We start from the raw sequence: 12892 nt of genomic DNA on the forward strand, positions 1-12892 counted from the left end.
ATTACGGGCGTGATTTCCTGATGGTTTACTTTCTATACATTTTTGCTTTCACAAAGCGACAAATAGTGCTGAAACGACTTTACCCCACTGGCTTCAAAATGCTCTTTGAGGGCTTCCATACCCTCAATACGATCAACGCGAAAGCTTCGATAATCGTCCCGCAGCTCACACCAAGCCACCAGCGTCCAAACTTTGCCCCAAAATACCTGCCCTAAAGGGTGAACAACGCGTTCGGAGTGTATTCCTTCGCCAGTTTTATATTTGATGCGGACTTTTTGCTTTTCTGTCGTGGCTTCGCGCAAGCTTTCTCGCCATGCGGTGCATTCTGATTCAATGTAAAAGTCAGGCACCGCAAGAGGCAAAGCATCAATCTGGGCTTTAAGGTGTTCTGGCAGTATGGACTGGATTTTTCTTGAGGCAGATTCAGAAGCAGCCGCCAAACTCTTATCTGACCAGGCGCGAACCATTCGCATACCCAGCTCCAACGCCACCATTTCCTCTTCGGTGAACATAAGCGGTGGAAGGTGAGAGCCTTTGCCTAACAGGTAACCAATCCCTGCTTCGCCTTCAATGGGGACACCGGACAATTGCAGGGATTGGATATCACGGTAAATCGTGCGCTCACTGACCTTCAGCTCTTCCGACAATGACTTGGCCGTCACCGCGTAACGTTTACTACGCAGCAGTGTTAAAAGCTCAAACAAGCGCTCCGATTTACTCATTCACTCTTCCTAAGCTGTTTCAGTCATACAGGGACTCATCTTAATTTGCTCGTGGGCCATCACTAGCGTTGAAGCATCAATATAAGACACCATCTTCTGAGCACCTTCATCCTTCATGAAGTTGTCTGACGCTGCCTTAGCATCAGCGAGTGTCGCCCAGTAAACAATGTCTGTCCATTCTTGTGTCTGCTCATTAAGACTCAGCGAACGGTAAAGATAGCCTTCACATCCTTTAATAAAGGGAATAGTGCCTTCTGCTGCCTCAACAAATGCCTTCATATCCGCGCCGTCTTTCAGTTTGAATCTTACGGTTTCTACAATGTTATCCATGGTGTTATCTCCTTTCGTGTGGGGTTGAGAAGAGATTACTGACACCTACTGACAGATCGTGTCAGGAGCGTTTCCCAGAAACAAAAAAAGGTCAGCTTTTGGCTGACCCTCTATTTCAGGAGCTTAAACACATTACGGCAAATCGAAGACCAACGCCGTGACGTTTTCTGAGCCGTTGTTTTTCAGCGAGAGCTGGGAGAGCCTGCTAACTTTTGCACCGTCGCCAGCTGAGAGAGCATCGTCATTCACTGACAACTCACCCGCGACGACATGCACATACACATTGCTGCCCATTTCCGGGGTGAAAGTTTCCGAACTACCGTTTTCCAGGATTAACTGCAGTAATCGGGCATCTTGTTTAATGTGCAATGTGCCATCACGGCCATCAGGCGTTGCTATCTCAGTGAAGCCCAATGCTTTACCAAAGTCCTTCTGCTGATAACCCGGTGATCCACCTTTCTTATTAGGCTGAATCCAAATTTGCAGGAAACGAAGGTCACTGTCGGAAGAACCATTGTACTCGCTGTGGTAAATCCCCTTCCCTGCAGACATCAATTGAAATTCGCCCGCTGGCAGAGACTGGATATTCCCTTCACTGTCTTTATGCTCAATCACACCGTCCAGAACATAACTTATTATCTCCATATCACGGTGACCGTGAGTATCAAACCCAGCCGATGGTTTCACCACATCATCATTAATCACACGAAGCGCCGAGAAACCCATTTGCTCAGGGTCATGATAATGACCAAACGAGAAAGTATGGCGACTGTCCAGCCAACCGAAGCTTGCACGGCCACGTTTCTCAGATTTACGGATATCAATCATTTCGACCTCCCTTTGCGCTTAACTCATTGCTTTAGAGGTTAAGCAATCCCAATCTTGAATAAAACCAGAGAGATTTGAGTTTGATGTTCAACTTTTTCGAACATCAAAAAGGAACAACAAAGGGCATGGCGTCAGTCAACTCGCCCGAAAGTAGTGCCTCAATGCGAGCATCTTCAGGTCGTTTGGGTATATAATTGCCGCCTTCAAAGCACTAAAAAGACCAAAGAAAATCGATGTCGCTAAGCCCAGAATTAGAAAGTTTGCTCGAGCCAGTGCGCGGGTTTCTGCACTGCGAAACGCCACAGGCGTGGATTGATGAAGCCATTAAGCCTGAAAACGAAACCATACTTCTGCGTGACCACGCTAACTGCGAATTAAAAGCCAGCCAAACCGCAATGTGGCTTATCCGCAAGTACGCGATTGATGCGTCCAGCGGCGAGCTGCTTTTGGAATGGGCAAAACCTTATGAAGATTTTGTATACCGTGGCATGCGCGATGGAATTTTCCACGCTAAAAAGAATGGGCTGAGCGCTCCACTCAAACCCAAAGATGGTTTCGAACACGGCCCAGATTTAATCGACAAAATGGTTCGGCTGATTAAAGAAGAATTCCATCATTTCGAGCAGGTCATCGAAATCATGGAAAAACGCGATATGCCATACAGCCCGCTCAATGCCGGCCGCTACGCACGAGGATTGATGTCGACTGTGCGTACCCATGAGCCAGCGATGCTTATCGACAAGCTGATTATTGGCGCTTACATCGAAGCTCGCTCATGTGAGCGCTTTGCCAAAGTCGCACCGTACTTGGATGAAGAACTGCGAAAGTTCTATATCTCTCTGCTTCGGTCAGAAGCGCGCCACTATCAGGATTATCTGAAACTGGCGGCAGCCATTGCCGGCGGTGATATTTCCGACCGCGTCAAAGCGATTGGTGAGAAAGAAGCCGAACTTATCCAAACACCAGATGATATGTTCCGCTTCCACAGTGGCGTGCCGTCACTCGCCGCATAACTCGACAAAGTCAGGGCCTCCTCCCCTGACTTTTTCTTTATTATGTCCGTGACTTGCACCGACAGCCAATGTTCGGTAAACAGGGAATGACACTGAACAATCAAGGATTACTATGTTCAAGAAACTCAAAGCTTCTTTAGGTATTGGTGCCACCAAAGTCGATACCATTCTTCACAATGAATCTGTTTACCAAGGCGAAACCCTGCGCGGAACCGTTCATATCAAGGGCGGAGATGTTGAGCAGGAAATTGACTCCATCACATTGAAACTCTGCACTGAAGTCAAAGTTGAGTCTGACTCTGGTGTGGGTTATCAGGTCTTTGTCCTTGGTCATATTCAGGCAAATGACCCTTTCACCATTCAACCGGGTGAAGAAAAAGAAGTGCCGTTCGAACTAAAATTGCATGCCGAAACGCCAATTACCGCCGTCAATGCAAAGCTCAACCAGAGCCATGTTTGGGTAGAGACTGTTCTGGACATCGATTTCGCCATCGACCCAACTGACCGAGATTATCTGGAAGTTCGCCCACTGCCTGCGGTACAACGTGTGCTTTCCGCCATTGAACGTGAAGGCTTTGCCTTGGTGAAGGCAGATGTAGAGAAAGGACATTTGCGCGGCAATGGCTTTGCCTCTGTTTCTGGCTGTTATCAAGAGCTTGAATTCAAAAATAGCGGTATGTTCAACAAGAAGGAAATTGAGCTTTCTTTCATCTTGGATGGTTCGGTTATCCACTGCCTTGCCGAGATTGACCGTTCATTCGGCCGCGGTGATACCTATCGCTCGTTCACCATTTCCCGAGATGCGTCAGAAGGTGAAGTGTTACAAGCGTTGGCATCGACACTCAACGTCTGATAAACAGTGAGGCCAGCTCCCTATGACCCGCTACCTGCGGGTCTTTTTCTTTCCGACATTCCACGTCATCTCAATGGCGTTGAATACGTCTTCTAATGATTGGTTTCCGACAAATCTTATAACTTACCTTTCCTCCGCTGCGCTTGTGTTTTGTACTGTTCAAAACCAAAGGATATAGGCAAAGCCACCCGCATCAGATATGGCTTGCCAAAACAAGGAGCCCCGATGACCACGCAGGTAGAACACGACCTCAGCAGCAATGGCGTATTGCGATTAACCTTGAATACCCCCCAGCGGCGCAACGCTCTCTCACAGGCCATGATTGGAGAGCTTCACCAAGCCATCACAGACGCTTCTATTTCATCCGATGTGAAAGTGGTTGTTTTATCTGGTAGTGGCCCTGCATTCAGCGCTGGGCATGATCTCAAAGAAATCACTGCCGCCAGAAATAATGACGATAAAGGGCGTGCCTTTTTCACCTCTCTCATGAGCCAATGTGCCGCGATGATGACCGCCATTGTGAACTGCCCTAAACCTGTGATCGCAGAAATCGACGGCATTGCCACCGCAGCGGGTTGTCAGTTGGTGGCCAGTTGTGACCTCGCCTATGCATCAGACACATCACGCTTTGCCACACCGGGCGTGAATATTGGTCTTTTCTGTTCTACCCCAATGGTTGCTCTTTCCAGAAACGTTTCGAGCAAGCATGCCATGGAAATGCTGCTCACCGGGGACATGCTTTCTGCCGCTGATGCAGAGCGAATGGGGCTGATTAATCGCGTCACTGAAAGCGCTTCCTTAAAAGCACTGACACAGGAAGTAGCAGATAAGATCGCTGCCAAATCCTCTCTGACACTGGCTATCGGAAAAGAAGCATTTTACCGCCAGCAGGAAATGAATCTACAAGAAGCTTATGCCTACGCCAGCGAAGTGATGGTAAACAATATGCTGACAGAAGACGGCGAAGAAGGGATCAGCGCCTTCGTTGAAAAACGCCCTCCTGTCTGGCGAAATCAGTGAGGTTTAGTGATGTCGAACCTTTATAACATTGGACTGGACCGAAATCCTGCAAACTACCAACCACTGACGCCCCTTGGCTTTCTCGAGCGCACAGCATCAAACTACCCAGACTCGGTTGCCATTGTTCATGGTGACATGAAAATCACTTATCAGACTTTCTATGACAGAAGCCGTCAGTTGGCGTCGCAACTGGCCAATCTCGGCCTTGGTAGGGGTGACACGGTTTCTGCTATGTTAGCCAACACGCCCGCCATGCTGGAATGCCATTATGGCGTGCCTATGGCAGGCTCAGTTTTACACTCCATTAATACCCGCTTAGAAGCGGCCACCATCGCCTATCAACTTGATCATGCAGAAGCCAAAGTGCTGGTCGTTGATCAGGAGTTTTTGCCAATTGCAGAGGATGCGCTCGAACTGGCAGAGCGTTCGCCAATTGTCATTGTTTACTGTGACCCTGTGTGGGCTCAAGAGACTAAACAACCGCACAATACAACCTATCAGGACTACGAAGCCTTTCTCAGTCAGGGCGACAAGTCCTTTCGTTGGTTAATGCCAGAAGATGAATGGGATGCCATTTCTATCAATTACACGTCCGGCACAACAGGAAATCCGAAGGGTGTGGTATGTCATCACCGTGGTGCTTACCTTCTTGCTCTAGGAAATGTGTTCACTGCAGATATGCCCAAGTATTCGACGTATCTCTGGACACTTCCGATGTTTCACTGCAATGGCTGGTGCTTCCCGTGGACAATGTCAGCTATCTGCGGCACACACGTTTGTCTGAGACAGGTTCGCGCAGAGCCAATCTGGCATGCATTAACCGAGCATAAGGTCACTCATCTTTGTGGCGCGCCGATCGTTATGGACATTATTTTGTCTGAACAAACCCAGCGACTCGCTCATAAAGTGGCGTTTTTCACCGCTGCAGCGCCGCCACCGGAGAGCACACTCGCGAAGATGCAGCAGGCAGGTTTTGACGTCACCCACCTCTATGGTTTGGCCGAAGTCTATGGCCCTGCTGTCGTGAATGAATGGCATGATGACTGGGATGACCTACCGATTCAGGAGCAAGCCAAACTAAAAGCACGGCAAGGGGTTCGATATCTACCGCTCGAAGCCTTGGATGTAATGAACCCAGAGACCATGGAGCCCGTCCCCGCTGACGGAAAGACCATAGGTGAAGTTATGTTCCGCGGCAATGTGGTGATGAAGGGATACTTCAAAAACCTGAGCGCCACTGAGTCTGCATTTGCAGGAGGCTGGTTCCACTCCGGTGATTTAGCAGTGAAATTCCCAGATGGATACATTCAGCTTAAAGACCGCTCCAAAGACATCATTATCTCTGGCGGAGAAAACATCTCATCGATTGAGATTGAAGATGTCCTCTACAAACATCCTGCCGTTGCCGTGGCTGCTGTGGTTGCTTGTCCACATGAGAAGTGGGGTGAAGTGCCTTTTGCATTCGTAGAGTGCTGTGAAGGTCAGACCGTTTCCGAGCACGAGTTAAAAGCCTGGTGCCGCGACCACATGGCAAGCTTCAAAGTCCCCAAGCATTTTGCCTTTACCACCATTCCCAGAACACCCACGGGGAAAATCCAGAAGTTCCAGTTGCGGGAGCAGATTAAGCAGTCCAAATAGGCTTCATCGCTTGTTTCCTTGCACTGAAAAAGCCGCCAATGCGGCCTTTTACCTCTGTCTCACGCCAGTACAGAAAACGCCATCTTCAACACTGCCCTCACTTTCTCGACGTCTTCTCCACGCGCCCGTTGCGCCAAGGCTGCAGTTAATTGCGCATCGATATAATCTGCCACAAACTGGTTAGACATAGTTTCAGGTATCTCGCCGCCTTCCCTTGCTCTTTGTGCCCAGCCTTCGATGAAAAACATAAATTGGTGATGAATTTCCGCTAACGCATTCTGTGTTTTGTCCCCGAGCTTAGTTTGCGTATCCCGCATTTTGACCATCAGGCACCCATCAGGTAACTCTTCTCGCTCATTGCAGACGAATTCAACCAGTTCCGCCAGCACACCGCTTAACGAAGTTTGGCTTTCTAACGTGGCAATCAAAGGGGAAAAGGTTTGCTCAATATATGCTGCTAGTGCTGCCTCCATTAATCCATCTTCATTACCAAATTCCCTGTACAGACCGGGCTTCGACACTTCTGCCAGCTTACAGATTTCGTTGATGGAAACACCACGGGTACCTTCCTGCCAATACGCTTTCATTGCCACATCCAGGATACGTTCTCGGTTGATGGTCTTGGGTCTTCCCCTGGCAGCTTTGGTTTTTTCTTGGGTCATATTTAAGTACCAACTGGTATTTTAATGTTGACAGTATGTTCTGATTGGCATTAATGTACCACCCAGTATTTTAATAAACAATTCAAAAAGGACATCTACCATGGCGCAAGAAACTCGTGGAAAAGTACTGCTGACCGGCATTTCAGGTTTTATTGGGCTCCACTGTGCGAAAGAGGCACTTGAACAAGGCTTTGAAGTTGTTGGCTCTGTTCGAAGTGAAGCGAAAGAAAATGAAGTTCGCGCAACACTTGAAGCAGCGTCGGTAGATACTGCCAACCTGAGTTTTGCTCATTTGGACCTGACCTCTGACAAGGGCTGGGATGAAGCAGCAGCAGGATGCGATTACATCATGCACATCGCCTCTCCTTTCACAATTGCCAACCCTAAAACCGAAGATGAAATGATCATTCCGGCCGTTCAGGGTTCCCTTCGTGCTTTGCGTGCGGCTAAAGCGGCAGGCGTTAAGCGCGTTGTTCTGACAAGCTCCATTCTTTCGATGATGGGTACCATGAAGACGGGGACTTTTGGCCCTGAAAACTGGACGGACACCAGCTCACCTAGTATCAGCACATACACCAAGAGTAAAACACTGGCAGAGCACGAGGCATGGAAATTTATGGAAAGCCTCCCTCGTGAAGATGCTATGGAACTGGTTGTTGTTAACCCAGGTGGTGTATTCGGCCCTCCGCTGGGTAAAAACATCACAGGACAAACCATGGCACTGACCGACCAAATGCTACGTGGCAAGCTGCCAATGCTGCCAAACATTGCTTTCCCGATGGTAGATGTTCGTGATCTGGCGGTATTACATGTGAAAGCGCTGACCGAAGCCAGTGCCAAAGGTAAGAGAGTCATTGCAGCAACATCTGACCCAATCAGCTTTATCCAAATGGCACAGGTCATGAAAGACCAAGGCTACAAAGGACCAAGCACCCGAAAAGCGCCAGATTTTGTGTTGAAGTTCACCGCCCTGTTTGACCGCGAAGCAAAAGGTATGCTGGGAATGCTAAACATGAACCTGAGTGCGGACACCTCTGAAACCCAGGAAGTGTTTGGTTGGACACCACGCCCAGCCGTGGAGTCTATTCAAGACACCGCCAACGCTGTACATGCACTACAAAACTAATTCTGCATACAAGTGCTAACACCAAAGAGAAAGGCCGCGATTGCGGCCTTTCTTGTTTATACCAATCACAGTAGGTAGGTGATCAGAAATAGCGCAGGAAAAATGCTCGAGAACAAGGCGGAAAATTTCGATAAGTAGTGATTCTACAATCAAATTTTTCAACGCAGTTATCGAGCATTTTAACAAGCTAGGATGAGCAGATATTTACTACGATTGGTATATTCCACTTACCCCATGGTCGGCATAGTGAAGTGACTATCGTGGGTTTCCAGTCGCACACTGGCAGGCCAACGGGTGGTGACGGTTTTCATTCGGGTATAGAAACGCACGCCGTCGTTGCCGTGTACATTCAATGGCCCAAAGATTGAGCGTTTCCAGCCGCCAAAGCTGTGGAATGCCATTGGCACCGGGATTGGTACATTGACTCCTACCATACCTGCCAACACATCTTCACTGAACTGACGGGCAGTTTCACCGTCTCGGGTGAAGATGGCAGAGCCATTGCCATACTCATGGCGGTTAATCAGTTCTAATGCAGTTTGGTAGTCAGGCACGCGGACTACAGACAACACAGGGCCAAAGATTTCATCCTGATAGATGGTCATATCTGGCGTGACGTCATCAAACAGCGTGGGGCCGACAAAGTAGCCATTGTCATGCCCTTCCACCTGACAGCCGCGGCCATCCACAACCAGCTTCGCGCCTTGCTCAACGCCCGCATCAATGTAGCCGACAATTTTGTCGCGATGTTGTGCCGAAATAACCGGTCCCATGTCGTTTTCAGGGCCGTCTACAATACCCGGGCCTACACGCATTTTGTTGATGCTTTCTGACAGCGAGGCCACCAGCTTATCGGCGGTTTCATCGCCCACAGCGACAACAACAGACAGCGCCATACAACGCTCGCCCGCCGCGCCAAAGCCAGCACCGACTATCGCGCCGCTTGCCATTTCAAGGTCGGCATCAGGCATTAAAATGCAGTGATTTTTGCACCACCGAGTGCCTGACAACGTTTGCCATGTGCAGACGCCGTGGAGTAAATGTATTCCGCAATAGGTGTAGAGCCGACAAAGCTCACCGCCTGAACGCGTGGATCTGTCAGCAACACATCAACCGCTTCTTTGTCGCCGTTGACCACGTTGAACACGCCGTCTGGCAATCCGGCTTCTTTCAGCAGTTCGGCAAGCATCAGACCCAAAGACGGATCCTTCTCTGAAGGCTTGAGTACAAAGGTGTTACCGGTAGCAAGGGCAATCGGGAACATCCACATTGGCACCATCGCGGGGAAGTTAAACGGTGTGATACCGGCACACACGCCAAGGGGCTGCATAATGGAATGACTATCGACCCCAGAGCCCACATTCGCCGAGCTCTCCCCTTTCTGTAGATGAGGAATGCCGCAGGCAAACTCGACGACTTCCAAACCGCGGGTCAACTCACCCACGGCATCAGAGTAGACTTTGCCGTGTTCATTACTGATAAGGCGAGCCAGTTTGTCCTGATTCGCTTCAAGCAGCGCTTTGAACTTGAACATCACACGGGCGCGGCGCAGTGGTGGCGTTTTCTTCCATGCAGGAAAAGCCGCATGCGCGGCAGCCACGGCTGCTTCTGCCTCTTCCGCTTTGCTCAATACCACCTGACGGGTTTGCTCGCCAGTCGCCGGGTTGAATACTGCGCCAAACCGTTCAGTACTGCTTTCTGCGATTTGTCCGTTAATAAAGTTATGAACTGTTTCCATGTCTTGGGTCTCCATGTCTCAATCACATCAATCCGGCATTTCGCGCAAAGGACGCCAAATTGTTATATCCGAGTGTTGCGTATGTCAGTGGGTGCGCAATCGAAGGATCTTGCTCTGCTTCTACCACTAACCATCCTGAGTAATTTGCCTGTTTCAGCACATCCATCACCGCCGCATAGTCAATACAACCATCGCCCGGTACGGTGAACACGCCATTTAATACGGCATCTAAAAAGCTGAGCCTGCGGTTTTTGGCATCGTCCAGAACTGATTGGCGAATGTCTTTACAATGCACGTGATTAATTCTGTCGGCGTGACGCTTGGAGACAGCAATCGGATCGCCACCGGCAAAATGCAGATGACCGGTATCCAGCAGCAAACCCACTTCCGGGCCCGTTTCCGCCATCAAACGATCCACATCCGCTTCGCTTTCAATCACGGTGCCCATATGGTGGTGATAAGCGATCTGTACCCCGTGGGATTGGGTGTACTTCGCCAGTTCCGTCAGTTTTTGTCCGTATTCCTGCCAGCGCTGTTTAGGAAACGCCGGACGCCTCTCGACAGGCATGTTTTGATTTCCATGAACACAACCTGTCACTTCCGCAAACACCATGACCTTCGCACCGAGCGCTTTCAGCAAGTTCAGGTGCGATTGCATCGCTTCAATCTCCTGCTCAACACTTCGGCTCAGCAGTTCACCTGAATACCAGCCAGATACCAGCTTTAGATCCTGCTTCGCCAGAATTGGGCCCAACACATCAGGGTTACGCGGAAATTTGTTTCCCAACTCAAACCCTGTAAAGCCGGCCTGTCTGCCTTCGGAAAGGCATACCTCTAACGGCGTTTCAGCGCCCAGAGAGGGCAAGTCATCATTCGTCCACGTCAGTGGGTTTATCCCTAATTCAACAGCCATGATCGTCTCCTTACTCTCCGCGTTGACGCCAGGTTTCAATCAACCCGAGATAATTCGCCTTCACGGCAGCAACTAAACCTTGGTTATCCAGCTCGCCGTGCATCCACTGACGGCTTGGCTCACCAAAGATGGTGCGGCCGACAGCAAAACCCCTCACGGTTTTCGAAACTGACGAAGCAGAAAAACCCGCTTTCAGCTCATCGGCCGGCGCATCCAATCCCAACAGCACCACGCCACGACAATGCGTATCGCGTTGTTCAATCAGTTCATCTACCGCTTGCCAGCCTTGCTTGGTCAGTGGTGGCAGTTTCCACCAATCCGGTTTAATGCTGAGGTTGTAAAGACGTGTCATGGCGCGAAGATAGAGAGAATCTGCTTCATCTGCGGAGCCAACTTCCATATCTTTCGGCAAAATCACTTCCACCAACAACTCGTTCCCCGTCGCGCAGCAAGCTTCATAGACTTCACGAAGCGTATTTTCCTGCTCAAGTTGCAATTCCCGGGCGTCATCAGGATGGTAGAACATCAAACATTTCACGACTTGTTCCTTCGGCCAGCTCGCCAATTGGCTACCGATGTTGCCGTGTTCAAGGCGTAAAGGACGAGAGCCCGGCAGCTCGATAGGTCGTCCTACCCACCAGCGCTCACTGACATGATTGCCAAACCCTGTTGCAGCATTCAGCACTTCCATGCCAAAGGTAGAGTCGCACAGAATCCCCGCTTTTCCCTTCAGGCCAGATTCCTGCGCCACTTCCTGAGCTGCTTGCCAGATAAGTTTTTTGAGATAAGGGATATGCGCAACATCGATTCCCGCTTCCTGAGCCATTTCGACAAACTGGGAGCGGTGGTCGAAGGCCAGCACACACAAGTCGCTCCAAGCCAGCTCGCGGGTGGTCACTCGGTGAAGGTGGTTCAGCATCCCATCCCTGTCTGGACGTGGGATTTCATGCTCATGTTGAAGGTAATAATCCAATTCTTCTTTGGTGGGCATGGCAGGAGAACAACCGTGACGGGAAACCACCAGCGCGCCACAGGCGTTCGCATAGCGGCAACATTGCTCCCAGGATTCATCATTTAGGTAGCCGCGAAGCAATCCCGACATAAAGGCATCACCCGCCCCGAGTACATTCAGCACTTCCACACGCACGCCTTTCACCGTGATACCGTCATCCAGCACACTGCCGATTTCGTCGGTAAATACGCTGCACCCCAGCGGGCCACGTTTGCACACCAAGGTCGCATCGGTAAAGGTGCGGACAGATTTCAGCGCTTCGACGGAATCTTCCGAGCCACCTGCAATGTGAAACTCTTCTTCGGTGCCGACAATCAGGTCAAACAGACCCAAGACTTCCTGAAGCTGGCGGGTAACGTCATCTGATTCGATGTAGCGGGTTTCACCATCTCCGAGCGAGGTCAGGCCCCAAAGTACCGGGCGGTAATCCACATCCAAGGCTGTACGAACGCCATGTTTGCGTGCGTAATTCAGTGCAGTGATTACCGCTTCACGGGAGCTTGGATTGGAAAGATGGGTGCCCGTGATCGCCAAACATTTGGCTGAAGCTATGTACTCTTCATTAATGTCTTCTGGGGTGATGGCTTTGTCTGCACAATTATCGCGGTAAAAAATTAGCGGAAAGGTGTCTTCATCTTTGATGCCAAGCAGCACCAGTGCCGTCAGCCTTTCTTTATCGATGATGATATTGCTGGTATCGACGCCGACACGCTCCAATTCCTCGGTCACAAAGCGTCCCATGTGCTCATCACCAACACGTGCCAGCATGCCGGATTTCAACCCCTGCCTTGCGGTACCGTGAGCAACGTTGCCCGACGATCCACCCAGATATTTGGCAAAGGTTCGCATATCTTCTAGGCGCGAACCGACCTGCTCTCCATACAAATCAACGGCGACTCGCCCAAGGCAAATCACGTCCAATGTTTTTTCTACCGTCGTCATTCCCGACTCCTGTCAGATTTCCCATCCTGTTCAGTGTGGCTGAACCTGAAAAATACACTTCATCTAACCGCATTATGAAATGTACGTTTCATTTT

Annotated in this window: 11 protein-coding genes and 1 pseudogene; 5 read left to right on the plus strand and 7 right to left on the minus strand. The window is 50.0% G+C overall.

What is annotated here, in order from left to right; translation table 11 throughout:
- Positions 1-32: 32 nt before the first annotated feature.
- The 3 genes from G5S52_RS04970 to G5S52_RS04980 all read right to left on the minus strand — a co-directional run bounded on the left by G5S52_RS04970 (position 33) and on the right by G5S52_RS04980 (position 1880).
- The gene (locus G5S52_RS04970; RefSeq protein ID WP_165012040.1) at positions 33-722 is read right to left on the minus strand and encodes a helix-turn-helix transcriptional regulator; all 690 of its coding nucleotides are present in this window, start codon (positions 720-722) and stop codon (positions 33-35) included.
- Between the two features lie 9 nt (positions 723-731).
- Complete coding sequence (locus G5S52_RS04975; RefSeq protein ID WP_002540125.1) at positions 732-1052, minus strand: antibiotic biosynthesis monooxygenase family protein; 321 nt, start codon at positions 1050-1052, stop codon at positions 732-734.
- A gap of 132 nt (positions 1053-1184) precedes the next feature.
- The gene (locus G5S52_RS04980; protein ID WP_165012041.1) at positions 1185-1880 is read right to left on the minus strand and encodes a pirin family protein; all 696 of its coding nucleotides are present in this window, start codon (positions 1878-1880) and stop codon (positions 1185-1187) included.
- Positions 1881-2113: 233 nt separating this feature from the next.
- On the opposite strand from G5S52_RS04980, the gene miaE reads away from it, so the two are divergent.
- The 4 genes from miaE to G5S52_RS05000 all read left to right on the plus strand — a co-directional run bounded on the left by miaE (position 2114) and on the right by G5S52_RS05000 (position 6404).
- Positions 2114-2893, plus strand: a complete 780-nt coding sequence (miaE, locus tag G5S52_RS04985; protein ID WP_165012042.1) for a tRNA isopentenyl-2-thiomethyl-A-37 hydroxylase MiaE — start codon at positions 2114-2116, stop codon at positions 2891-2893.
- A gap of 112 nt (positions 2894-3005) precedes the next feature.
- On the plus strand, positions 3006-3746 hold the full coding sequence (locus tag G5S52_RS04990) for a sporulation protein (protein ID WP_165012043.1): 741 nt from the start codon (positions 3006-3008) through the stop codon (positions 3744-3746).
- 225 nt (positions 3747-3971) lie between these two features.
- Positions 3972-4766: an enoyl-CoA hydratase gene (locus G5S52_RS04995; protein WP_165012044.1), complete on the plus strand. Its 795-nt coding sequence runs from the start codon at positions 3972-3974 to the stop codon at positions 4764-4766.
- A gap of 9 nt (positions 4767-4775) precedes the next feature.
- Complete coding sequence (locus tag G5S52_RS05000) at positions 4776-6404, plus strand: acyl-CoA synthetase (RefSeq protein ID WP_165012045.1); 1629 nt, start codon at positions 4776-4778, stop codon at positions 6402-6404.
- A 59-nt stretch (positions 6405-6463) separates the two neighbouring features.
- On the opposite strand, the gene G5S52_RS05005 is transcribed toward G5S52_RS05000, so the two are convergent.
- Positions 6464-7066, minus strand: coding sequence for a TetR/AcrR family transcriptional regulator (locus G5S52_RS05005; RefSeq protein ID WP_165012046.1), 603 nt, complete (start codon positions 7064-7066; stop codon positions 6464-6466).
- Positions 7067-7166: 100 nt separating this feature from the next.
- Between G5S52_RS05005 and G5S52_RS05010 the strand changes: the two genes are divergently transcribed.
- The gene (locus tag G5S52_RS05010; protein ID WP_165012047.1) at positions 7167-8192 is read left to right on the plus strand and encodes an NAD-dependent epimerase/dehydratase family protein; all 1026 of its coding nucleotides are present in this window, start codon (positions 7167-7169) and stop codon (positions 8190-8192) included.
- Between the two features lie 227 nt (positions 8193-8419).
- On the opposite strand, the pseudogene G5S52_RS05015 reads toward G5S52_RS05010, so the two are convergent.
- The 3 genes and pseudogenes from G5S52_RS05015 to G5S52_RS05025 form a co-directional block, all read right to left on the minus strand.
- A pseudogene (locus G5S52_RS05015) lies at positions 8420-9930 on the minus strand (CoA-acylating methylmalonate-semialdehyde dehydrogenase).
- A 22-nt stretch (positions 9931-9952) separates the two neighbouring features.
- Positions 9953-10843 (minus strand): myo-inosose-2 dehydratase, encoded by an 891-nt coding sequence (gene iolE / locus G5S52_RS05020; protein ID WP_165012048.1) that lies wholly within the window; start codon positions 10841-10843, stop codon positions 9953-9955.
- A gap of 10 nt (positions 10844-10853) precedes the next feature.
- Positions 10854-12797: a bifunctional 5-dehydro-2-deoxygluconokinase/5-dehydro-2-deoxyphosphogluconate aldolase gene (locus tag G5S52_RS05025; RefSeq protein WP_165012049.1), complete on the minus strand. Its 1944-nt coding sequence runs from the start codon at positions 12795-12797 to the stop codon at positions 10854-10856.
- Between the last annotated feature and the right edge of the window lie 95 nt (positions 12798-12892).

Source organism: Grimontia sedimenti (genome assembly GCF_011045095.1).
In the GTDB taxonomy this organism is placed as follows: Bacteria; Pseudomonadota; Gammaproteobacteria; order Enterobacterales; family Vibrionaceae; genus Enterovibrio; species Enterovibrio sedimenti.